The organism is Nostoc sp. NMS4, assembly GCF_017115095.1.
GTDB lineage: Bacteria > Cyanobacteriota > Cyanobacteriia > Cyanobacteriales > Nostocaceae > Nostoc.
In genome coordinates, this window is sequence record NZ_JABXKI010000259.1 from 1 (window position 1) to 22047 (window position 22047).

Genomic DNA, 22047 nt, shown 5'->3' on the forward strand with positions numbered 1-22047 from the left:
GCAACAAAAAATACATTTAACTAGACTATATTCAAAGTTTAGATAAAATTTCTGCCTAGCATGACAATGTAATTATTGTTGGATTTTTATGGGTATTTTTGCCCCAAAAAAATCCAATTAGGGTGGATTATCTCCCACATCAGCCATCACATTGAAGTTAACCATCGGTGCAAACAAGTAAGCGCTTCCCCGACTGCTATGACGGCTTTCTTGCAACGAATTTCTAGAGTATGCTGCTCCAATCATGTTGCACACGGATGATTTACAGACTAGCCAATTCACGTTTTTAATTACATGAATGGTTTTTAAGAACAATTGTTTTTAACGATAACACATTTTATTTTTAGTGGAACACTCTCATTAAAGAAGTTGATTGCCAGGTTGATGTTTGATGATAAGGGTGGAAATAAGTTAACTTTTTTTCTAGAGCAATCGCTACTCGGAAATATTTTTATACACTTAGACAAAATCAATTCAGGAGGGAGACTTTAAAAATGTTGTAAGCGGTTATTGGTCTTTTTGTCGTAAGAATTCAGGAGTCAGAATGGGCTACGCCCCGCTACGCTAATAGAAGTCAGAATAGTTAAAAAATCAAAATAATATTTGATACATTAATTTAGCAATCATAATGCATCCCTTTTAAATTCTGACTTCTGACTCCTGGGTGCTGAATTCTTACTTTTTGTCTATTTTTATATCGTTACTGGTGCAAGTAATTTTATGATTGTAGCGTTAAATTTAGAATGATATCTACATATACTTGTGACACCCTGTTGGTTAAAAAGCTAAAGTAGCTCAAGATATTCCTTTTGTCCATATACTTACTATCTAAAATATTCTAAATCACCCATTCGGGTGAGCCAAAGGGGTGATGTGTGCTTGGTACTACTCGTTATAAATTCTATTTATAGAAAGCTAAAACGTAGCGATAGTTTCGAGGATAAATCTACAAAAAAACATTAATTTTCCCAAATCGAGGTATCGGTTTTAACTCACACACTTGGTTCAAATTATGGCTTTAATTAAAGAAATTGTGCAACAAGCTCTAAATACTGGCTATCTGAGTGTTGTAGCTGAGGATCAACTGCGATCGCAACTTCAAAGTAATTATGACTCAGAAGACCTAGATGCCTGGATCATTTTACAGCGAGCGATCGCAGCAGGTGGTGTCAAACAAGAGTCACGCCGCAAAAAAGCTTCACCCTCTCCTAAAGCCAAGGACACTTCATCAAGTATCAAACATGCTTATCAAATGGCAGCAGAACTAGCTTATGCAGCAGCTGTAGCTCTGACAATGACAAAAAATACTAAAGATCAGCCTTCATTAGGTGCATAAAATCACACATTCGTAAGTTGTTTTCCTGATTTAGTGTGAGTATTTCATACCAAGTAGTTAGCGTAGGCGTAGCCCGCACTTCGACTCCTTTCAACTGTCGCTCAGTACAAGAAGCTTAGTGACCTCTGTAGGCATCGCTTTTCCTGGTTAACTACTTGGTAAGGTTTTCATCCGATTATTTATGGGGTTTCCCTTCTGCCTTCTTACACTACTTGTTTGCCGCGCAATTTTATTAAAAAATAATTAAAAATTTAACTTTCCAGGACACAGCTATGGGAAATTTTCACCCTCAGCCAAGACTCTCCAATTGATCCCCGGAAGCAATACTAAAATAAATATAAATTATTTCTTCAAAACGAGATTTTTTTTAAGCGATCCAGTGCCAGTAAATGATTAAATCTTAATATACCAAGTACATGGCTCAGAGTCAGGCATAGAATTAGAAACACCTTGGTGTAAACTTTAGCAACGAGGTTAAAAATAATTCTCAATGCTTAACAAAGTCATCGCTTTTTCACAAACTACAGTATAAAGAATTGGCAACATTGGTAAAGAGAGTAAACAATAACCATAGCTAAACTTGGAGTTTTGCCAACCTATGCAGCCAATTCGCACATTTAACGTATCCCCTTCACTACCGCCGCGACTCGAACCACTACGGCGGCTAGCATATAACTTGCACTGGGATTGGAACGTTGACACTAAAGATTTATTCCGTCGCCTAGACTCCGACCTGTGGGAGTCTAGCCATCATAACCCGGTGTTAATGTTGGGCACGATCTCTCAATCGCGGCTTCTGGAAGTTGTTGAAGATGAAGGCTTCCTAGCGCAAATGGATCGAGCTGACCGTCAGTTAGACGATTATTTGCAAGAGCGCACCTGGTATCAGAAACAACGGGAGCAAAAACCCAAAGAATGCTACGCCTATTTTTCGGCGGAATTTGGTCTTGTAGATTGTTTACCCGTCTATTCTGGAGGCTTAGGTGTTCTGGCGGGGGATCACCTCAAATCTGCCAGTGACTTGGGTTTACCGCTTGTAGGTGTAGGTTTGCTCTATCAGCAAGGCTACTTTGCCCAGTACCTCAATGCCGATGGCTGGCAGCAAGAACGCTATCTGCTCAACGATTTCTATAATATGCCCTTGCATCTGGAGCGTAATGCCGATGGTTCGGAACTGCGGATTGCGGTAGATTATCCAGGACGCAAGGTATATGCCAGAGTTTGGCGCGTACAGGTAGGAACAGTACCTCTGTATCTGTTGGACACCAACATTGAACCCAACAATACTTACGACCACGACATTACAGATCAGCTGTACGGTGGCGACATCGATATGCGTATCCATCAGGAAATCATGCTGGGGATCGGTGGTGTACAAATGCTCAAAGCTTTGGGGCTGAAAGTTACCGCCTACCACATGAATGAAGGCCACGCCGCCTTCTCTGCCCTAGAACGCATCCGCTTGCTAATTCAGGAAGAGGGACTGAATTATCCCCAAGCTAAACAGGTGGTGGCTTCTAGCAATATCTTTACCACCCACACACCAGTACCAGCCGGGATTGACTTGTTCGCTCCCGAAAAAATGTTGTACTACCTGGGGTACTATGCAGAGATATTTGGGTTGCCCAAAGAGCAATTTTTAGGATTGGGGCGCGAGAATACAGGCGATTTATCTGGGCCTTTCAGTATGGCGGTGCTGGCGCTGAAAATGGCAACATTTTCTAACGGTGTCGCACAGTTGCATGGTGTAGTGTCGCGGCAAATGTTCCAGGGTTTATGGCAGAAAGTGCCAGTGGAAGAAGTGCCGATCGCAGCCATTACTAATGGTGTCCATGCTCGGAGTTGTGTGGCCAAATCAACTCAAGAGTTATACGATCGCTATCTCGGCCCAAATTGGTCATCAGCACCACCAGATAGCCCCTTGTGGGAGCGGATGGATGCCATACCCGATGAGGAATTGTGGCGCAATCACGAACGCTGCCGCTTGGATATGGTTTTGTATGTGCGAGATCATTTGGTCAAGCATTTACGCGATCGCGGCGCTTCCGCCTCCGAAATTGTCCAAGCCCAAGAAGTTTTAGATCCTTACACTTTCACCATTGGCTTTGCTCGTCGCTTTGCCACCTACAAACGCGCCACCCTTTGGATGCGCGATTTGGAACGGATTAAGCGGCTTCTGCTGGCTAACAAAGACCGGAAAGTGCAATTTGTAATCGCTGGTAAGGCGCATCCCAAGGATATTCCCGGTAAAGAACTGATACGCGATATCAATCACTTTATCCGCGAACAACATTTAGAAAAACAGGTAGTGTTTGTTCCCAATTACGACATTCACATCTCCCGGTTGATGGTTGCGGGTTGCGATATCTGGTTAAATACACCGCGTCGTCCACGGGAAGCCTCTGGTACTAGTGGTATGAAAGCCGCAATGAATGGCTTGCCAAATTTAAGTGTGTTAGATGGCTGGTGGGATGAAGCTGATTATGTCCGCACAGGCTGGGCGATTGGACATGGAGAGAATTACGACGATCCTAACTACCAAGATGAAGTAGAAGCAAACGCTCTCTACGAGTTGTTAGAGAAGGAAGTTGTACCATTATTTTACGAACATCGGGATAGTGATGGTTTACCCCGTCCGTGGGTTGCCAAAATGAAGGATGCAATTCGGTTGAATTGTCCCTTCTTTAATACAGCGCGGATGGTAGGAGAATATGCTGGGCGGGCTTATTTCCCAGCTAGCGATCGCTATCATACCCTGACTGTTGATAACTATGCCCCAGCCAAAGAACTAGCCGCTTGGAAAGAAAAACTCAGCGAACACTGGTTCAATATCAGAATCAAAGATATTGACGTATCGGCAGCTTCAGATATTGAGGTTAACCAAACTGTTGCGGTCAAAGCCAAGGTTGACTTGGCAACTTTGAAGAATGATGATGTGCAGGTGGAGTTATATCAAGGTGCGATCGATGCCAATGGTGAGATTGTCAACGCTATACCAGTGGTGATGGATTACCAAGGGGAAGATGCACAGCAATTGAGTATTTACACAGGTAATATCACCTATACCGCTTCTGGTTTGCAAGGCTTGTCTTTGCGTGTATTGCCGAAAAATCAAAATCTGGCTAATCCTTATGAACCAAGGTTAATTGCTTGGGCAGAATAAGAGTGTTGAGTAGTTATTGAATACTCAAAATTAGGCGTTGCTGATTAAGTTTAGCAACGCCTTTTATAAGACAATTGGAAAAGTATGATACCAATTTGAAAAATGATTGCGACAGATTGATTCACAGAACCCGGATACACAAAGCAATTGACAATCCAAAATCCAAAATCAAAATGCGTCGAGATTCGATATTTTACAAACTATTTCAACAATCCCCGGCTTTGCTATTTGAACTATTAACAAACCCTCCAACAAATGCAGAAGCTTATAGATTTGATTCAGTCGCTGTCAAAGAACCGAAATTTGAAATCGATGGGGTATTTTTACCACCAGAAAATGCAAGTCCGGGTGTTGTGTATTTCTGTGAGGTACAATTCCAGAAGGATGAAAGGCTCTATGAAAGGGTGTTTGCAGAATCATCTTTATATTTCTACCGCAATCGTGACAGATTTAGTGATTGGCAAGCCGTGATAATTTATCCATCCCGCAGTATCGAACAAAATGATATTTATCCTCATCGAAATCAACTCAATGGCAACCAGGTACATCGGGTTTATCTAAATGAATTGGGAGATATTCGCTCCCTACCTGTGTGGGTGGCATTGATGGTATTAACTACGGTAGAAGAAGAACTTGCGCCCTCCGAGGCTAGATATTTAATTGAGCGTTCCTCTATTGAGCAGCCAGAAACTGCAAGTCGCGCCATAATTGAATTAGTAACCACAATCTTAGTGTACAAATTTGAACAATTAAGCCGAGCGGAGGTAGAACAGATGTTAGGAATAACGCTTAAGGAAACGAGAGTTTATCGAGAAATTAAGGAAGAGGGACGAGAGGAAGGACGAGAGGAAGGACGAATTGAGGGAGAGCGATCGCTCATTTTCCGACTGCTAACTCGACGGGTGGGAGAATTACCTCAAGATGTGCGTGAATCTATTGAAACTCTCTCTTTAGAACAATTAGAAAATCTGGGCGAAGCATTGCTTGATTTTATCAGCTTGGCTGATTTGCAAGTTTGGTTAGAAGCACTTTGGAGTTAGGATAAGCGCCACAGTTGCGATCGCCATCCTCTGGAAGTTGATATATTCGGATGCTTGCTGGTTTCGGTACGATTGTTAATTATCAATTGAAGAGAAAATAGGCTACTGAAAAAGGGCAAGAATAAAAGCGTTGGTGTAGCCCAACTCAGGTATTGCTTTCTCAATGGTCAGTTACTACCGCCTTTTAACCGATTTTAAAAAAGTAAAGGGAATTCCTAGCGTTGAGCTATACGCTGTACTTGCTTTAAGGTTTTGTGGGAACGAATTTGCTGTTTACCTTTGTTGTTGTGATGTCTGCGATATTTCATTTATATGTTTGCTTTTTCCTTGTATAAAGATTTGAAAACCAAACTTTTTAATACCATTTTAAGCTAAAATTCTTTGCGGTATGATAATGTAGCCAGTGGTGCGATCGCCTAATACCAAATTACGTTTTTCTCCCCAATACCACCAATAAGCAGCTACATAAGCGCAAATTAAGCTATCTAGTTTGTCTTCAACTGCTTTGAGGGTTGCGCCTGTAGTGGGGATTTCGGAAGGGAAGGAACCGCAGAGGCGCAGAGGGGGCAGAGGAGGAGAAAGAGAGGGGAGGATATCGAGGAGATAATTTTGGAGTTTGGTTAGTTCTAGGCGGCGCTCATTGAGTCTTCCTTTTTTGTATTTTAGGATGCGTTCTAAGTTAAATAAGTTAACGATCGCTGGGTGGGGAAAGACTTCTATTTGATATCTGCTGAGTTTCTGCGGTTCAATAGTGGGGGCGTGTGCAAAACCGCGTGATTCTAATTCTAAACCAAAATTGATGGTGCGCTCTGCGAAGGGTAAGTTTTGATTAGCTGGGTAGCATCCCGCATGATATTTGCCAAAGTATTTGTGGCTGAGTTTGTCGGGGAGGCGACTCCCTGTAGCATTGGGTATGAGGGTAGGTGCATCTACGGCAATAATGGCTGGTTCGTCTGGTTTTACGCTCCGATCGATCCAGGCGAGGATGTCTGCAATGGCATCTTTGCGATCTAGATCGAGTAGTTGCAGTTGTCCATCGATCCATTCTAAACAGCATAGTCCACTTGGTTGCGATCGCCAGCCTAAATCAATGCCAATAAATTTCATGAGCATAACACGAATTTGCAATTATTTTCGCATTTTCGGGCAACCATTTACCTAAATTTACTTGCTAAAAATCATGACAAATAATCTTATAATCTTAAGCAGCTTGTCTTAATTTATTTTATCTGGCAATAAGTTAATCAAGATTATTCCAATGAAAATTTTATTTTTACATCCCAATTTTCCCTCACAATTTCGCAACCTAGCGATAGTTTTAGGTAAAGATCCTAATTGCCAAGTCGTCTTTGGGACAAATCGTCAGGAAGGGGAAATACCTGGCGTTTTTAAAGCTATTTATACTCCTTCTCGTGAAGCGGCTCCCCAAACTCACCACTATGTTCGTAATTTGGAAAATGCTGTTCTCACCGCTCAAGCTGTCTATCGCGTGGCAGAAAAATTAAAGTCTGAGGGTTTCTTTCCAGATATAGTTTATGGTCATTCTGGTTGGGGGCCAACTTTATTTATGAAAGATGTTTTTCCCAAAGCCGAATTATTGTGTTATTTTGAGTGGTTTTATCATGCTCACGGTTCTGATGCAGATTTCGATCCTAACGATCCACTGAATGCTGATGATGAATGCCGTATCCGCGTGAAAAATGCGCCGATTTTAACTGATTTATATAGCTGCGATCGCGGTCTTTCTCCAACTCATTGGCAGCGTCAACAGTTTCCCAAAGAATATCATAGCAAAATGACTGTAATTCATGATGGTGTTGATACCAAATATTTTGTTCCCAAACCAGATGCAAAGTTAGTTTTACCAAAAATAAATCTGGATCTTTCTCATGTGGAAGAGTTAATAACTTATGTAGGACGAGGAATGGAACCTTATAGAGGTTTTCCGCAGTTTATGGAAACAGTAGCGCTAATTCAGCAGCGACGACCTAAATGCCATGTAGTAGTTGTAGGAGAAGATCGGGTTGCTTATGGTAAAAATCTCCCCGATGGTCAGACTTATAAACAATTAATGTTAGAAAAATTATCTTTAGATTTATCGAGGCTGCACTTTACAGATAGGCTTCCTTACAATGAGTACCTTCAAGTTTTACAAGCTTCTTCTGCTCATGTTTATTTAACCCGTCCTTTTGTATTATCTTGGTCAATGTTAGAAGTAATGGCAGCAGGATGTTTACTAATAGCCTCTAAAACTCAGCCAGTATTAGAAGTTGTACAGGATGGGGTGAATGGACTGCTGGTAGATTTCTTTTCTCCCCAGAATATTGCTAATAGGATTGAAGAGGCGCTGGATAATCCTCAAGAAATGAAAGCAATTCGTGCGAATGCGCGAGAGACAATTCTGAAACGTTATGATTTGGCAAAATTGTTACCACAGCATCTGCAATGGATGTTCGCTGGTAAAAATTCTGATAGTTTGAAAAAGCGTCCAACTTCTAAAGGATTTGGTAGAACTTAGATAACACATTGGTCATTGGTCATTGGTCATTAGTCATTGGTCATTAGTCATTGGTTATTAGTCACTTGCATAAATATTTGTTTTTTGCCTCAAGCAAAGGTGCAAATAAAAGCCTGAGAAGAAGGACTTTTGCAAGAAGTATGTTAATCATTAGTTATTGGTCAATAAAAAATGACGAATGACGAATGACGAATGAAAAATGACGAATGAAAAATGAAAAATGAAAATGCGAATTATTTTTACTATTGCCCATTTTTTCAAACCGAGCAATGAAGGTCGTCATGCTTCCCAACGCAAAGAGCCACAACCCCGCTTGGAAGCGTTAACTAAAAGTATTACTGCTTTACACCAATTATTTGGCAAATCTCAAAGTATTATCAACATTGCTCAACGACTAGCTTTACCTGCTAATCAGCCGCAGTCTCACGAATTAGATATTGTTATTTGTACAACTAAAGATAATCATCTTCTGAATCAGCTTACTTTACCATCCCATTTATATAAGCATTATTCTAGCAATGTAGAACCTCTACTTTTGGGGTTTGAGTGCCAAGATGTTCTGCAAAGTTATCTCGGTAAATATGATTATTACTGCTTTCTTGAAGATGACTTAATTATTCACGACCCTTGGTTCTTTATAAAATTAAACTGGTTTACTCAACAAGTGGGTGATTTAAATTTACTCCAACCAAATCGTTATGAAGTCTCTCTGCAAGGTTTAGTTCACAAAGCTTATATTGATGGAGATTTGGCTTTACGAGTAACTGCTCCTTTTCAAAATGTGCAACAGCAACAAGAACTCAATGGCACAATTATGAATACACCAATTACCTTTCGTCGTGCCCTCAATCCTCACGCAGGTTGCTACTTTTTAAATTCAAATCAAATGGCTCACTGGGCAAGTCAAATCTATTTTCTAGACCGGGATATTAGTTTTGTTGGGCCTCTAGAAAGTGCTGCCACGTTAGGAATTATGAAGACATTCCAAATTTACAAAACCTCGCCGGAGCAAGCAAGCTTTTTGGAGATTCAGCACTTTGGAACTGGATTTTTGGGGCTAATTGGAGGACAGGTGGGTTTAGCAGAAAGGTAAGAAGAGAAAGAAGAGAATAAAGAAATGCTTAACTGAACTATAGGAATCATATTTGATTTCTGAAAAAATCTCGGTAGTCAAGTAATGGACTGTCATGGCTTTAATGTTGCAAAAAAAATTGTAGGTTGGGTGGAGCAGAGCGCAACCCAACATATATCAGGATGTTGGGTTACGCAAAGCCTCCACCCAACCTACGTCGGAAGTCTAATGCTGCTGTAAATCAAATTTTAGGGTTTGGTGAGAAAGATTAGTGCGATCGCTATCTTGAAACATTCAGTGTAATATCAGTTAGATAAGGAATAAGCGCGTAGCCAATGCACTCTGCTAAACGTGGCGGTACTGCATTTCCAATTTGCCACATTGCTTTTTTCATAGAACCTTCAAAAATAAATGAATCTGGAAATGTCTGTAATCTTGCCATTTCACGCGCCGAAATAACACGGTTAAGATATGGATGAATATGAGTCCCGCCGTGATTTTCTTTAACAGTCATACTGGGTTTCCCAGGATATTGCCGTTTGAAAGCATCAACGTATTTTGTATATAAAGAACCACCTGGAGGTACTTTAGCAATTCGCTCTATATACTCAGGTGAATGTTTAGTCCACTGATGGTTTATTTCTGGTATTGAGGTATATGCTGGTAAATCAGAAATAGCTGATTCAATAGGTTTGTATTCTTCAGGTGATAACTTAGCTTTGGGATAGGGATTTGGCATTCCAAATCTGTTGGCTATAAAGATGGCTCTTGGTCGAATTTGTGGCACTCCATAGGCAGCAGATTCAAGAATTGCAACAGATATATTAGGATAACCAATAGATTCAAAAGCTTCAATAATTGCTTTTTTTACATCTCCGTTTTGTATCGTCAGAATGCCTGGAACGTTTTCCATCACAACATACCAAGGACGTATTTCTGAAACAATACGCACAAATTCATAAAATAAACGATTGCGGGGATCTTTATGATCGCGTTTTCCTGCTACCGAAAAACCCTGACATGGCGGGCCGCCTATCACAAGATTTACTTCAGGTGAGCCGATTTGTTGTAGCCAATTATGGGAATCAAATTGTTCGATATCTCCACAAAAATGATGACATTGGGGAAAGTTTTTTTTATGGGTAGCAGAAGCAATTGGGTTAATTTCAACGCTAGCTAAGGGTTTAAATCCAGCTTGAACTAATCCTTGTGTTATGCCTCCTGCTCCACAAAATAAATCTATGAAGGTGTAGTTAGATGCTGCATTTGGTACAGAATCAACATCAATGAATATTTTATATGGATCAGCGTCATTTTGATCTAGTTCTCGTTTGATACGTTCATAACGTCCTAATTTGGGTTTTTTTTGCTTTGTAGTAGAGTGATTCTCCTCGTTAGGAAAAAAAGAAAGTTGGGTTTCTTGCATTTTTTGTTTGATATCGATGTCTGCTTTCGTGTGACATATTGCTTACGATATATCAAACATGCTACAGTTTTTGCCGAAACCCATATAAGCGATGTCTACGATGGGCTACGCTTAAAATTTATCTCATCAACTAAAAGGTGACAAGCGATAACTTGTTTCCTGAGTCTCTTGTACTTGTTGTTTCAATGTTTCTAGTTGTGTCTCTAGCTGCACTTTCACTTCATGACGGAAACTGAAGAAGTGTTCACCAAAGCCCAATGCTACGAGGTAATAATACAATAAATCCGGTTTTTGGAAGGCGATCGCACCCAATTGCCACCAAAAACGCCAACGAGTTGAGCGAACAATACCCTGTCGCCAAACAATTATCGTAAATAAACGCAGTTTATGCCAAGTTAAAGGACATTTACCCTTGGGACGCTTACCTGACATCAAGGGTTTCCTGGTAAGACCAGAAAGAATTGGGCATTATGGGCCAGAGTAGTAAAGCTTTCATCAGCAGACTCCCCGGAATGGAAAAGTTAATTAATTCCCAGGTTACTGCTACTTTCTCTGACAAGAATTTAAATTTTGTCTATTTCTGTAAATAAAAATAAAAAATGTTATTTGCTGGCTCTTGCGGTTTAGTGTTTGTATTGTCTTGCTATCTTAACGCAATCTACTGCATTGTTAATGTTTCGAGTCACAATGCCATTGTTTTGAGTCACAATGCGATCGCATCAAGTTTTTATTTACAAACTACAGTAGAGTAAGCATTGTAATGCTCACCTTACAAGCTGTCTTACCACACAAACTTGTGTGATTATCACACTATAGCGGTTACAACATTACATCACGAGTGTAGGGTGTACCTCACGTAACATCACGAGTGTAGGGTGTACCTCACGTAAACGAGAACCGCTATAAGTTATCGTTTTCCTTTGTGAAAAATTTCTCTAGCAATCCAAGTTGAGTTAAAATCTCTCATCCTGTAACGGCGATTTGACCTGGAAAATGTCAAAATTAAATGAGTTTTGTGTAGGCGCAAGGGACTTGTCGCCAGACATAGCGCGAATTTGAGATAACTAAGTTGGAATTTATGGGCAAGCAACGTGTTCTTTCTGGAGTTCAACCAACCGGCAATTACCATCTAGGTAACTACTTGGGAGCCATTCGCAACTGGGTAGAAGGTCAGAGCGAATACGAAAATTACCTTTTTGTGGCTGATTTGCACGCGATTACAGTGCCACACGACCCAAAACAGTTGGCGGCTGATACCTACACTCTTGCTGCTCTGTATCTAGCTTGTGGTCTTGACTTAAATCACTCTACTATCTTTGTGCAATCCCACGTTTCGGCCCACAGTGAACTCACCTGGTTGCTCAACTGCATTACACCTCTAAACTGGCTGCAAGATATGATCCAGTTTAAGGAAAAGGCTGTTAAACAAGGGGAAAATGTAAGTGCAGGTTTATTAGATTACCCTGTGTTGATGGCAGCAGATATTTTGCTTTACCAAGCCGATAAAGTGCCTGTGGGTGAAGACCAAAAGCAACACTTGGAATTGACGCGGGATATTGCAGCTCGGTTAAATCACCAATTTGGTCAACCAGATCGACCAGTTTTGAAGTTACCAGACCCTTTGATTCGTAAGGAAGGGGCAAGGGTGATGAGTTTGGCGGATGGTACACGCAAAATGTCGAAGTCCGATCCTTCTGAGTTAAGCCGGATTAGTTTGCTAGATTCACCGGAACAGATTCAATACAAAATTAAGCGTTGTAAAACCGATCCGATTCGTGGTCTGACTTTCGACGATCCAGAGCGTCCAGAGTGTAATAATTTGTTAACGCTGTATACATTGCTGGCTGGGAAGAAAAAGGAAGATGTGGCTGTTGAGTGTCAGGATATGGGTTGGGGACAATTTAAGCCATTGTTGACGGACACGATTATTGAGTCTCTGAAACCAATTCAAGAAAAATATCAGGCGATAACAGGCGATAAAGGTTATTTGGAGTCTGTGTTACGGGATGGAGGGGAAAAAGCGAGAGCGATCGCAAATCAAACTTTATCACAAGTCAAAGCTGCTTTAGGCTACTCTCTTCCTCTATAAGTTTTCACTTTTAGGTGTGATTTGTTATACCATTTAATAAATTGAAAACCTTAATGTTATGCATCACACCTATAGCCACACAGCCTTGAATGACTTTCGTCGAGCTGTACAAGCAGGTGAATTTCTAGTTACCGCCGAGGTAGCACCGCCAAAAGGGGGAGATCCAGCGCACATGATTCAAATGGCGGCGACTCTTAAGGGGAGGGTTCATGCCGTCAATGTTACTGATGGTAGCCGCGCTGTGTTACGGATGTCTTCGTTAATTGCGTCGGTGATTTTATCACAAAATGGCATAGAGCCGATTTGTCAAATTGCTTGCCGCGATCGCAACCGCATCGGTTTACAAGCTGATTTGATGGGCGCTCATGCTTTAGGTATTCGTAATATTTTAGCTTTGACTGGCGACCCAGTAAAAGCGGGCGATCATCCAGATGCTAAAGCCGTGTTTGACTTAGAAGCGGTGCGACTGCTGCAACTGATTCGGAAGATGAATCAAGGTGTTGATTGCAATGAGAAACCCTTGACTGATGGTGCGTTAGATTTATTTGTGGGTGCAGCAGTAGATCCCCAATGTAAGAGTTGGTCGGGTTTACAAAGTCGCTTTGAACGTAAAATCGAAGCTGGAGCGCAGTTTTTTCAAAGTCAGTTAATTACCGATTTTGAGCGGCTAGAAAAGTTTATGGACACCATTGCTGCTGGTTATAAAAAACCAATTTTGGCAGGAATATTTCTGTTGAAATCAGCAAAAAATGCCCAGTTTATTAATAGGTGTGTTCCGGGTGTAGATATTCCCCAACATATTATTGATAGATTAGCAAAAGCTAAAGACCCTTTTGAAGAAGGGATAAAAATTGCCGCCGAGCAAGTGCAAATAGCGCGGCAATTGTGTCAAGGAGTTCACATGATGGCAGTGAAGCGTGAAGATGCGATCGCGCCAATTTTAGATTTAGCTGGGATTGCTCCAGTTAATCAGTTGGTATCCAAGTAAATTAGAGAATGAATATTTTATGAAAGCAGATGGAACCATCTGCTTTTTTTCTGCCGAAATAGATGTACGTACACTATTTTTGATAGATTTTAAATATCTAATTTTCGCTTTACTAAATCCAGGTGAAAACTGACAAAATATTTGATAGCTTATTTCAAGCTTTTCCTAGCATATTTTTTGCAATAGTTGGCGATAATACTGTCAATGTCAACGCATACAAATTTGTTTCAGTCGAAGTAAAAGAAAATGCTTTTAGGATTGATGGGGTATTCATCCCCACAAGTGAAACTTCAAACCAACCACTTTACTTTGTTGAAGTCCAGTTTCAATTAGACTCAACTTTTTATAGACGCTTCTTTGCTGAAATTTTTACTTACTTGCGTCAAAACGAATCAGTCAATTTTTGGCGTGCTGTGGTTATCTATCCCCAAAGGAGTTTAGATCCAAGCGATCGCCTACCGTATGAATGAGACATCTCCAAAATAGTAACATTCTGTGATAAAAGAACATTAGAGAAGTTTTTTGACACATAAAAAGGTACAAAGTCAACAGTCTAGGCGGAGCCTCCCTTACTGGTGGCAGAGCCGCAACGATCCGGTATTTCTTGAGCCTGATGCTGGAAACAAGGTTTTAAAAGAGTTTTTGCTTAATAGGCACGCCTATAACGTTGTACCCCATCTGAATGAGAACCGCTATTATTACTCCTACCTTCTTCAAATAGCTCTTTGTCGCAGATGTCGCCCATCAAACCCTTGCTTAATCCAACTCAGACATTCATATTCAGATTTGAATAACTTTGGAGCTGCAATATTATTTAATAATTCTGGTGGGTAATGGTCATAAAAATATTTTTCTCCTTCTTGGAAGATAATAATCAAATTGTTCCGATAAACGTAGCGAGACTTAAAACTATCCCCCCGATGAACAAACTCAAAATTTTGATCGATATGCTCTTTAGCAATATCAATAATGTTACTAACCCCACTTCCATATATTCCTGCTGGATTTTCTGCTTTATGAAATTGGCTTCTGTTACCGATTTCAGATAACATTTTATACGAATAAATTTCGTAATTATCCGCCTTGCCAAAAACAAATGGAATGATGAGATATCCTTTATATGAGACTGATTTTTCATAAAGAAGACGACTCATCTCAACCTCCTTTGGTGGAACTACTCTGAAAAATTTTCTTTAACAGAAAAGTATTACAACACCAATTATCTACTAAATAGGATCACCATAAACTCAGTTGATTAGGGGAATGCTCAAGGTTATTCCAAGGTAGGGGTGGAACTGGTGTACCACTCTGTTCCAACAGCTGTTGGAAGTGACGGGCTATGGTAGGCGATCGCGCTTCTATAGGACAATGGACAAAGAAATAAATTCGCACTCCCATCTGTAACCATTGCTGAATCTGCCTTACCCACTCTTCCATAAATGGCTGATTCACTAATAAATTCGGATGAGAAATAAACCGAATCAGAGTAAAAGGTGCTGTCACACTCAATTGCAACGGTAATTTAGGTTTGCGTCGTTCCGATCGCAATTGGGGGTCATCATCTCCAGTGTAAATAGGGCGTGTGTCTAACAGTACTCTTCCCACACCTAATTTTTCTAAAAGCGCCGTCAAATTACTAGCATGGGGTTCCTTAAACCAGTCGGGATGCCGAACTTCCACCGCTAGGGGTGCTTCTGTACGCGGCCAAGCTGACAAAAAGTTGGCCAAATCTTCAAGTAATGCGGGTGCATAGCTGGGTGGTAACTGGGCAAACATTGGGCCAAGATGCTTACCTAAAGGGCGCATTCCCTCCAGAAATTTTAAAGCAGCCGGAATATAAGGTTGTAGCAACCCTTGATGAGTAATATCTCGCGGTAATTTTAGACAAAATTCAAAACCTGCTGATGTTTCGGCAGCCCAACGGGTTACAGTTTCTTGGTTAGGCACGGCATAAAAGGTAGTGTTACCTTCTACAGTGGTGAAGCGACGACTGTAGAGATGGAGAAAATCGGCAGTGCGAGTACCTTGGGGATACAGTTCGCCTACCCAACCTTTATATGCCCAAACTGCACAACCGATAAAAAAGTTCACAGTGCCTAAAAACCTTGATGTATCATATTCAATTTTACAGGCAGGTTGTAGGCATGGATGAAGGTAGGTCAGATTCCCGACTTGTTAAAATCGCAGATTTTTTTCTCAAAATGCCTGTTTGCTTGTTCATAGCGCAACCTCATTTATTGATAAATTGAACCATCAGGCATAATTGCCCCTGCTAAGTTAGTCCCAACTAATTTAACCAGAAGCCTCTCACCAGAACGAATCCGCGCTCCCGTCAAGTCGGCTCCTCGCAAGTCAGCACCACTGAGATCCGCTCCAATTAAATTAGCAGCGCGTAAATTTGCCTCCCTGAGATCCGCTAAAAGAAGGTTTGCCCGAAATAGATTTGCTTCAGATAAATTCGCACCTCTGAGGTTGACTTTGTGCATAAAAGTATCGCTAAGATTAGCACCACTCAAATTGGCATAACTCAGATTTCTGCCAGATAAGTCTTTATTGCTCAAATTTGCTCGGCTGTAGTCTTTGCCACTCAAGTCTGAGTTTTGCTTTGGTGGTTGCTGGGTTGTTTGAGATGGTTTTTCCTGTTGACGTGGCGATGAATTAAGTGTGGTTTGGGGTTTGGTTTTTAGAGAGCGCAACTTTTCACGAGCTTCATTTATGGCTTTCAGCTTGTCTTGTGCTTTTTGCTGTAAACGGAGATTGTCTTTGGGAATGCGATCGGGATGCCAAACAAAGACTAAATCTTTGTAAGCCTGGTTCACTTCTTCAAGTGTTGCCCCAGGCTCTAATTCCAAAACTCTATAGTACTGCTCCAGATCGCTCATACGATATTTTGGTGGACAATCAACTTAATTATGAGTGATGGAGCCATCTATACGCTGCATCATTTGTTATGGATTATGGGGCATTGGGCGTTAGGAGTGCTGAGTGCTGTTAGCGGATAGCTAAGGTTTAGCCCGTGCTGAGTTAGGAGTTAAGAGTTAAAAGTAGAGACGCGAAAAATCTTTGTCTGTACAAGAGTTAGGAGTTTTGTTTATCTCCTTGTCCCCTCATCTCCCTGCCCCCTGCTCCCTGCTCCCTAGCTCTCTGCTCCCTCATCTCCCCATCTCTCCATTTCTCCATCGAGCGATCGCTCTAAAATATGCTGAAATCGGAATCTGATAAACTTCAATATAAATCCAAACAATAATTGATAAATGTGATAGGAAGGTTAATATTGTCCAAATATATGGCATCCAGGTAATCGGTTCCTTCAGATTAGCAGGAAAATAGTAAGCTACTATGCCAATTAAACTAGTGGGAAGAATTATAAAAACTGCTGCTGCTAGTCCATAGCCCCAACCTAATTCCACACCTTCCAATTGGCCTTCTGTCCAACTAAACCCATTCCAACGCCAAGTTAAGGGTGGTTGTCTAGAAGGCATCTTGATTTGCTGTAGTTCTAAGTTGACTGTAAAAATCTCTTGGCAAAAGTCACAAGCCATAGCTTCCATCAATGGCATGTGAGAAATCTTACCTATTCGACAGACTGGGCAGGGGTAAGCTCCATAATAGTCGAAAGATTGGGTTAAGATTTTGGAACTGGGCATAATGAGACTGATGATCCTAAAAAATTGATCTGGTCAACGAGGACTTGGGTAATAATAATGTATGGCGGTTGTCAATTCCCTGCAATAAGCTTTCGCAAAATGAATTCATAAGTCAGGAGAATTATATATTTTAACTTCTCATTGGGGTCAATTGTTAGCACCGATCTCTTCGCTGGTCTAGTGCGGACAACAATGCACCTAGATTTAGATGATTTAATTGAACCGGAAACACCACAAACCTTTAAACCGTTCTGCGGTGAGTAAGCGAGTGGTGTCAAGAGCCGTTGTCACTTGAATCGTGCCGAATTTGGTTTCTGATAACAGGGCAAACGCATCTAAATTATAGCCACCCTTCTTAAAATCACGAAACATTTCTCGGAGGCGGAGTGTCTCCGACTCCGCTCAATATCGAATCTTCTTTTATAACTATTAACCCTGTATCGGCTATATATCAGTGTTATTGATAAATCTTTGCTGAAAATCTTGAATCAGTAAATCAAAAACAAAAGGATCGTTACAAGCATGATGCAATTGAGCAGCAAAAGGAATAAAAAGTTGATTATTTTGCCAATAGCGTTTACCAAAATAAAAATAAGGCTGGCCAATAATTTCATCCCTTCGCCAATTTAAAGTTAGTCCTGTAAATTGGAGGTTAGGTAAATTCCCAAAACAACAGGACAGTGAAAATGTTTCTACTTCGACTCTTTGACCTTTTCCCTTTCTGATTAGTTCTAATTTTTGACGATATTGACTAATAAATTCTGGGTAACTCATTTGGCTAATATTTTCTAACAACATCTCCCAGAAACGGTCTTGTCCTCCAACTGCTACTGGAATTGTTACTGGAGGATTATCGAGAATATACCACTGATTTTCAATCAATCGTAGATGAAAGGAAAAATGATTTTTTAAAGTTTGAACTAAATGCCAAATCAAGAAACTAAAGAACGTTGCTCCTTCTTGGGGATTGCTTTGATACATTTTATAAGCATCTGTTACTTCAAGTTGAATTGTTAAATCAATACAAGGAACTTGAATAACATTGGCGTCAGTAAAGAAATCTAAAGACCAATTTAGATAACCTTCTTTCGCTTTATCATCTAATAATCTTGGTTGATATTTAATAGGAATAATCATAAGTGTCTAAAAGTAATAATTGATTATTCCATCTTTATTAAAGCAGATTTATACTGAATTTATTTCTCTGTCTACACTTGAGTTGATAATCGGTAGGTTCGCCGATTTTGAAAACTTAAAGAGGAATTAAGATGTTTCAAAATACCCAGGCGGGCTATCAGACCCCATCAAGAGGCGATCGCCCAAATCTAGGCAGACATGCATTTTAAGCGAACCGTATTGGGAGTTAAGCAGCTCAAACTACGTGATAAATCTCACATAGCGACCTTCGGTGCTGCCATCTTCTTTGGAGTAGCTAACAGCATGGACTTGATTCCCAGAAGCATCCTTTAAGCGGATTGTGCCGCCTTTGTTACCGAGTTGAGCCGTGTTTCCAGATAGCACAATACGTAATGATTCACCCGATCTCAATACACCAGAAAGCGTTTCTGCAAGATTATTGCGATCGACAATACTCCATCCGGTTAAATCAACATCTTCTGATGAGGCATTGCCGATGACAACCACTTCTTTGCCTGGATCGCTACCAACTGGGTTTACTAATGCTCGTTCAACGTAAATATTTGGGTTTGAAACATTTGAGGGTGTGACATTCCCATCTGGGTCTGAGGGAATATTTGATCCGGCTGGAATAGGTCTGGATTTGTTGGGTATACGGTTTCCAGTGCGATCGTCTGTGGGCAACCATTGGGTCTGAAAACGGAGAAACAGGCCAACATATCGATTGGAGAATTTTAAAATTAGTCCACCATCTTGGAAGATACCGTTGTCTCTCTCGAAACGACCAGGAGGATTACCTTGATTCATGTGGATATCATGAATGCCTTGCTTGGTGCCAAATTCTTGATCGATTGGTCTAGGATTAAACGGTTGACCTTGTTCAGGAAATTTAGCACCGAAGACAAAGATATCGCCATTTTGTGACTTAAGACTTTTTAAATCAGTAATTAGACTATCTTGTAAATCGTCATTCTCACCTGGTCCAGAAGGTAGTACTTCTACACCTGTAGGCCAATCGAATAATGGAGATCGGAAAAAATCTAAGGCGCGGGATACAGAAGCAGAATTGGATGGTAGGGGAATAAATCCAGGCTCAAGATCCGATAAACTCGCTAAAATTGGGTGTCCCTGGAGGGGATCTACACGATGGAATATCAAAAGTGATTGATCTCCAGATAAGACGTTAACAGGAACTCGCCATGCCTGATTATTGCGATCGATAACCCGAATTTGGAGATGTGGCGTATCTTGGTCATCTTCACGCTTGAATACATCAACTTTGCCAGCTAAAACACCATACTTTAATGACATATCAACACGACCTCTTCACTGAAAGGGTTTAGCGAACAAATTTAGCTGTGGTACACATGACATAACGGCTTGGAGTTTACCAGACAGCATTGCACTTTGCATCATAAATGCTATCCAACTCTAACCTATTTATCTCATGCATCTGGGACTTTTGCAAGAGGTCTATTGTCAGTAGCTCAACGAGTACCTTTTTTGTCTTTGTGAAAGCAGTAGCGAGGCATAATTAACACAAGTGACGGGGGATGTTCTTCTAGAATCTGCTTTGTTAGCGCCAGGTTTGTGCGGGTCTTGACAAAGCCGACTCTTCCTGCTAGTGTTTACATTAAATTAGTATGTTTCTTAAGTTTTCCAGCAAAAGCCTCGCAAATGCTTAACAGAAATTCCTACTTTTATTTTTGGTTTAGGGTGGTTCACCGGGGGTGAATTAAGTTTCCTAATGGAAACCGCCCGGTGAACCGCAGAGCAAACTCTGCGGTTTTTGTTTTTTTAAGGAGAATTTCATTGTCATGACTTATTTTATTAGCTGGTTTTATGGCTTTTACTTTTGGCCCAGAATAAATTCCGGGTAAATAGCGTCATGCCAATGAATCAGAACGCGCCCGGAACTCTTAAAGATTTCGGGCTTTTTTGTTGTTATCGGGGAGGGGGAGTAAGAATTTTAGATTTTGGATTTTAGATTGAAATTTAATCCAAAATCTAAAATCCAAAATCCAAAATTGAATTGCCCAATACTTAATTTTTTCAGGAAAATATAACCATGATTAATGCCAAACTTGCTGCACAATCCCATCTAAATCACCAGACAATCGTTAAAATTTCGGAAAAAGTCGCTTTCGGCGGTAAAGAACTAGTAATTATCGGCGGACCCTGCACTGTTGAAAGCTTAGAACAAATGGAGATAGTCGCCCAAAAGTTATCTACTGCATCAGTACAGGGGTTACGTGGCGGTGTCTACAAACCCCGGACATCTCCCTACGCTTTTCAGGGTATGGGAGAAGCCGGATTAGAGATTTTAGCCAGGGTGCGATCGCATTACAATATGCCAGTTGTCACCGAGGTGATGTCAATTTCTCAAATTGAAGTAGTCGCCGCCCACGCTGATATGCTTCAGGTTGGTAGCCGCAATATGCAAAACTTCGACTTGCTCAAAGCTTTGGGACAAGCTGGTAAACCAATACTACTCAAACGGGGTTTAGCAGCAACTATTGAAGAATTTGTCATGGCTGCTGAATATATCCTCAGCCACGGGAATCCTGATGTGGTGTTGTGCGAAAGAGGTATCCGCAGTTTCGATGATTACACCCGTAACGTCCTAGATTTAGGGGCTGTGGCAGCACTCAAGCAAATAACTCACTTGCCTGTAATTGTAGATCCTTCCCATGCTGTCGGTAAACGGGAGTTGGTAGCACCTGTGGCTAGGGCTGCGATCGCTTGCGGTGCAGATGGATTAATTATTGAATGTCACCCAGAACCAGAAAAATCTGTTTCTGATGCTCGTCAAGCACTTTCTTTAGAAGATATGGTGCATTTAGTTAATAGTTTAAAGCTTGTAGCCACAGCCGTTGGGCGTAGTATATCAGATGTCGGGGTGGGTTTGGAACCTGCCCCAATTTTTTGGGCTGCGTGAACAATAAGATCCCCGACAACTTTTACGAAGTCGGGGATCTGAGTCTCTCGATTTTCACAACTCATTTAGGATTGCTATATATAAATCTAAATTATCATTTTAACAAATAAGACTATTTGATTTTATTCTACAAATCGTTTTATCCTGAAATCAGTAGAGATTTTAACTTTTGCTAAATTGCCTAAAGAAGTTTTATTATATAGAGCTTTCAATTTTGAAAACCTAAAGAAGGACAATAACTAAATGCTAGAGCAGCAGATTGATTGCCCCATCAAGCCTAAGACAAGTGCAATGATCATGAAACTTTTTCAAATCACTCTAGTAGTCTTAGTACTTTTGATCAACTTAGCAGTTGCTTTCCCCTCTTGGGCAGAAAGTACGCCTTCTTTAACTAACAATCCTAACTACTTTCAAGTTGGGCAAAAAGTCATTTGGCTTTACAAGCCCCGCACCGATTCTAGTGATGTCCAAAGAATTCCCGCCGAAATAATCAAGTTAAGTTCCAAGCAAGTGCAAATCAAGGTTTACAAACATAACAACGAATTTGTCAATCGTTGGGTGAATCCAAACAAGCTTGAAAATTCGACAAAAGTTAAAGAATCAGCACTCTAAAATTTCGCCAGAATGCAAAATTTGTCCTCATCCCCAACCCCCAATACCTCGATTATTGTAGAGACGGCGATTCATCGCGTC

The 22047-nt window shown here is 40.8% G+C and carries 21 protein-coding genes; 10 read left to right on the forward strand and 11 right to left on the reverse strand.

Annotated elements, in window-relative coordinates; translation table 11 throughout:
* Positions 1–117: 117 nt before the first annotated feature.
* The gene (locus HWQ37_RS23730) at positions 118–282 is read right to left on the reverse strand and encodes a hypothetical protein (protein WP_179063512.1); all 165 of its coding nucleotides are present in this window, start codon (positions 280–282) and stop codon (positions 118–120) included.
* Positions 283–1012: 730 nt separating this feature from the next.
* On the opposite strand from HWQ37_RS23730, the gene HWQ37_RS23735 reads away from it, so the two are divergent.
* From HWQ37_RS23735 to HWQ37_RS23745, 3 genes are all read left to right on the forward strand, one after another.
* Positions 1013–1336: a hypothetical protein gene (locus tag HWQ37_RS23735; RefSeq protein WP_292751645.1), complete on the forward strand. Its 324-nt coding sequence runs from the start codon at positions 1013–1015 to the stop codon at positions 1334–1336.
* A 598-nt stretch (positions 1337–1934) separates the two neighbouring features.
* Positions 1935–4499, forward strand: a complete 2565-nt coding sequence (gene glgP / locus HWQ37_RS23740) for an alpha-glucan family phosphorylase (RefSeq protein WP_292751647.1) — start codon at positions 1935–1937, stop codon at positions 4497–4499.
* A gap of 173 nt (positions 4500–4672) precedes the next feature.
* On the forward strand, positions 4673–5539 hold the full coding sequence (locus HWQ37_RS23745; protein ID WP_292751650.1) for an Rpn family recombination-promoting nuclease/putative transposase: 867 nt from the start codon (positions 4673–4675) through the stop codon (positions 5537–5539).
* A 366-nt stretch (positions 5540–5905) separates the two neighbouring features.
* On the opposite strand, the gene HWQ37_RS23750 is transcribed toward HWQ37_RS23745, so the two are convergent.
* Positions 5906–6646, reverse strand: coding sequence for a DUF429 domain-containing protein (locus HWQ37_RS23750; RefSeq protein WP_292751709.1), 741 nt, complete (start codon positions 6644–6646; stop codon positions 5906–5908).
* A 151-nt stretch (positions 6647–6797) separates the two neighbouring features.
* Here HWQ37_RS23750 and HWQ37_RS23755 point away from each other — a divergent pair, with 151 nt between their 5' ends.
* Both HWQ37_RS23755 and HWQ37_RS23760 read left to right on the forward strand, forming a co-directional pair.
* Complete coding sequence (locus tag HWQ37_RS23755; RefSeq protein ID WP_292751653.1) at positions 6798–8057, forward strand: glycosyltransferase family 4 protein; 1260 nt, start codon at positions 6798–6800, stop codon at positions 8055–8057.
* A gap of 226 nt (positions 8058–8283) precedes the next feature.
* Positions 8284–9150 (forward strand): calcium-binding protein, encoded by an 867-nt coding sequence (locus tag HWQ37_RS23760; protein ID WP_292751712.1) that lies wholly within the window; start codon positions 8284–8286, stop codon positions 9148–9150.
* A 259-nt stretch (positions 9151–9409) separates the two neighbouring features.
* Here the strand turns inward: HWQ37_RS23760 and HWQ37_RS23765 are convergent, their stop codons facing one another.
* Together HWQ37_RS23765 and HWQ37_RS23770 are read right to left on the reverse strand one after the other, a co-directional pair.
* Positions 9410–10555 (reverse strand): DNA cytosine methyltransferase, encoded by a 1146-nt coding sequence (locus tag HWQ37_RS23765; protein ID WP_292751656.1) that lies wholly within the window; start codon positions 10553–10555, stop codon positions 9410–9412.
* Between the two features lie 126 nt (positions 10556–10681).
* Positions 10682–10987, reverse strand: coding sequence for a DUF4070 domain-containing protein (locus tag HWQ37_RS23770; RefSeq protein WP_292751659.1), 306 nt, complete (start codon positions 10985–10987; stop codon positions 10682–10684).
* A gap of 646 nt (positions 10988–11633) precedes the next feature.
* Between HWQ37_RS23770 and trpS the strand changes: the two genes are divergently transcribed.
* From trpS to HWQ37_RS23785, 3 genes are all read left to right on the forward strand, one after another.
* Entirely contained in the window at positions 11634–12644 is a 1011-nt protein-coding gene (trpS, locus tag HWQ37_RS23775; RefSeq protein ID WP_292751661.1) for a tryptophan--tRNA ligase, read from the forward strand.
* Positions 12645–12702: 58 nt separating this feature from the next.
* Positions 12703–13632, forward strand: coding sequence for a methylenetetrahydrofolate reductase (locus HWQ37_RS23780; protein ID WP_292751664.1), 930 nt, complete (start codon positions 12703–12705; stop codon positions 13630–13632).
* Positions 13633–13754: 122 nt separating this feature from the next.
* Positions 13755–14102: an Rpn family recombination-promoting nuclease/putative transposase gene (locus HWQ37_RS23785; protein ID WP_363318179.1), complete on the forward strand. Its 348-nt coding sequence runs from the start codon at positions 13755–13757 to the stop codon at positions 14100–14102.
* A 243-nt stretch (positions 14103–14345) separates the two neighbouring features.
* Here the strand turns inward: HWQ37_RS23785 and HWQ37_RS23790 are convergent, their stop codons facing one another.
* From HWQ37_RS23790 to HWQ37_RS23820, 7 genes are all read right to left on the reverse strand, one after another.
* A complete protein-coding gene (locus HWQ37_RS23790) occupies positions 14346–14786 on the reverse strand; it encodes a hypothetical protein (RefSeq protein ID WP_292751667.1) in 441 nt (146 codons plus the stop codon).
* 82 nt (positions 14787–14868) lie between these two features.
* Complete coding sequence (locus tag HWQ37_RS23795) at positions 14869–15723, reverse strand: DUF72 domain-containing protein (RefSeq protein WP_292751668.1); 855 nt, start codon at positions 15721–15723, stop codon at positions 14869–14871.
* Positions 15724–15866: 143 nt separating this feature from the next.
* Entirely contained in the window at positions 15867–16514 is a 648-nt protein-coding gene (locus HWQ37_RS23800; protein WP_292751670.1) for a pentapeptide repeat-containing protein, read from the reverse strand.
* Positions 16515–16784: 270 nt separating this feature from the next.
* The gene (locus HWQ37_RS23805) at positions 16785–17279 is read right to left on the reverse strand and encodes a hypothetical protein (protein ID WP_292751673.1); all 495 of its coding nucleotides are present in this window, start codon (positions 17277–17279) and stop codon (positions 16785–16787) included.
* Between the two features lie 213 nt (positions 17280–17492).
* Positions 17493–17651, reverse strand: a complete 159-nt coding sequence (locus HWQ37_RS23810) for a hypothetical protein (RefSeq protein ID WP_292751676.1) — start codon at positions 17649–17651, stop codon at positions 17493–17495.
* 72 nt (positions 17652–17723) lie between these two features.
* Positions 17724–18416, reverse strand: coding sequence for a CatA-like O-acetyltransferase (locus HWQ37_RS23815; protein ID WP_292751679.1), 693 nt, complete (start codon positions 18414–18416; stop codon positions 17724–17726).
* Positions 18417–18656: 240 nt separating this feature from the next.
* Entirely contained in the window at positions 18657–19727 is a 1071-nt protein-coding gene (locus HWQ37_RS23820; protein ID WP_292751682.1) for a DUF2278 family protein, read from the reverse strand.
* Positions 19728–20484: 757 nt separating this feature from the next.
* On the opposite strand from HWQ37_RS23820, the gene aroF reads away from it, so the two are divergent.
* Entirely contained in the window at positions 20485–21354 is an 870-nt protein-coding gene (gene aroF / locus HWQ37_RS23825) for a 3-deoxy-7-phosphoheptulonate synthase (RefSeq protein ID WP_292751685.1), read from the forward strand.
* Between the two features lie 243 nt (positions 21355–21597).
* On the forward strand, positions 21598–21966 hold the full coding sequence (locus tag HWQ37_RS23830) for a hypothetical protein (RefSeq protein WP_292751688.1): 369 nt from the start codon (positions 21598–21600) through the stop codon (positions 21964–21966).
* The last annotated feature ends 81 nt before the right edge of the window (positions 21967–22047 follow it).

What these genes read in the sequence shown, in the direction of transcription:
- HWQ37_RS23805 (WP_292751673.1), bottom strand. Translation starts at nt 17,279, where the DNA reads ATGCCCAGTTCCAAAATCTTAACCCAATCTTTCGACTATTATGGAGCT.
- glgP (WP_292751647.1), top strand. Translation starts at nt 1,935, where the DNA reads ATGCAGCCAATTCGCACATTTAACGTATCCCCTTCACTACCGCCGCGA.
- HWQ37_RS23745 (WP_292751650.1), top strand. Translation starts at nt 4,673, where the DNA reads ATGCGTCGAGATTCGATATTTTACAAACTATTTCAACAATCCCCGGCT.
- HWQ37_RS23810 (WP_292751676.1), bottom strand. Translation starts at nt 17,651, where the DNA reads ATGTTTCGTGATTTTAAGAAGGGTGGCTATAATTTAGATGCGTTTGCC.
- trpS (WP_292751661.1), top strand. Translation starts at nt 11,634, where the DNA reads ATGGGCAAGCAACGTGTTCTTTCTGGAGTTCAACCAACCGGCAATTAC.
- HWQ37_RS23815 (WP_292751679.1), bottom strand. Translation starts at nt 18,416, where the DNA reads ATGATTATTCCTATTAAATATCAACCAAGATTATTAGATGATAAAGCG.
- HWQ37_RS23750 (WP_292751709.1), bottom strand. Translation starts at nt 6,646, where the DNA reads ATGAAATTTATTGGCATTGATTTAGGCTGGCGATCGCAACCAAGTGGA.
- HWQ37_RS23830 (WP_292751688.1), top strand. Translation starts at nt 21,598, where the DNA reads ATGCTAGAGCAGCAGATTGATTGCCCCATCAAGCCTAAGACAAGTGCA.
- HWQ37_RS23800 (WP_292751670.1), bottom strand. Translation starts at nt 16,514, where the DNA reads ATGAGCGATCTGGAGCAGTACTATAGAGTTTTGGAATTAGAGCCTGGG.
- HWQ37_RS23770 (WP_292751659.1), bottom strand. Translation starts at nt 10,987, where the DNA reads ATGTCAGGTAAGCGTCCCAAGGGTAAATGTCCTTTAACTTGGCATAAA.
- HWQ37_RS23755 (WP_292751653.1), top strand. Translation starts at nt 6,798, where the DNA reads ATGAAAATTTTATTTTTACATCCCAATTTTCCCTCACAATTTCGCAAC.
- HWQ37_RS23735 (WP_292751645.1), top strand. Translation starts at nt 1,013, where the DNA reads ATGGCTTTAATTAAAGAAATTGTGCAACAAGCTCTAAATACTGGCTAT.
- aroF (WP_292751685.1), top strand. Translation starts at nt 20,485, where the DNA reads ATGATTAATGCCAAACTTGCTGCACAATCCCATCTAAATCACCAGACA.
- HWQ37_RS23780 (WP_292751664.1), top strand. Translation starts at nt 12,703, where the DNA reads ATGCATCACACCTATAGCCACACAGCCTTGAATGACTTTCGTCGAGCT.
- HWQ37_RS23820 (WP_292751682.1), bottom strand. Translation starts at nt 19,727, where the DNA reads ATGTCATTAAAGTATGGTGTTTTAGCTGGCAAAGTTGATGTATTCAAG.
- HWQ37_RS23760 (WP_292751712.1), top strand. Translation starts at nt 8,284, where the DNA reads ATGCGAATTATTTTTACTATTGCCCATTTTTTCAAACCGAGCAATGAA.
- HWQ37_RS23765 (WP_292751656.1), bottom strand. Translation starts at nt 10,555, where the DNA reads ATGCAAGAAACCCAACTTTCTTTTTTTCCTAACGAGGAGAATCACTCT.
- HWQ37_RS23790 (WP_292751667.1), bottom strand. Translation starts at nt 14,786, where the DNA reads ATGAGTCGTCTTCTTTATGAAAAATCAGTCTCATATAAAGGATATCTC.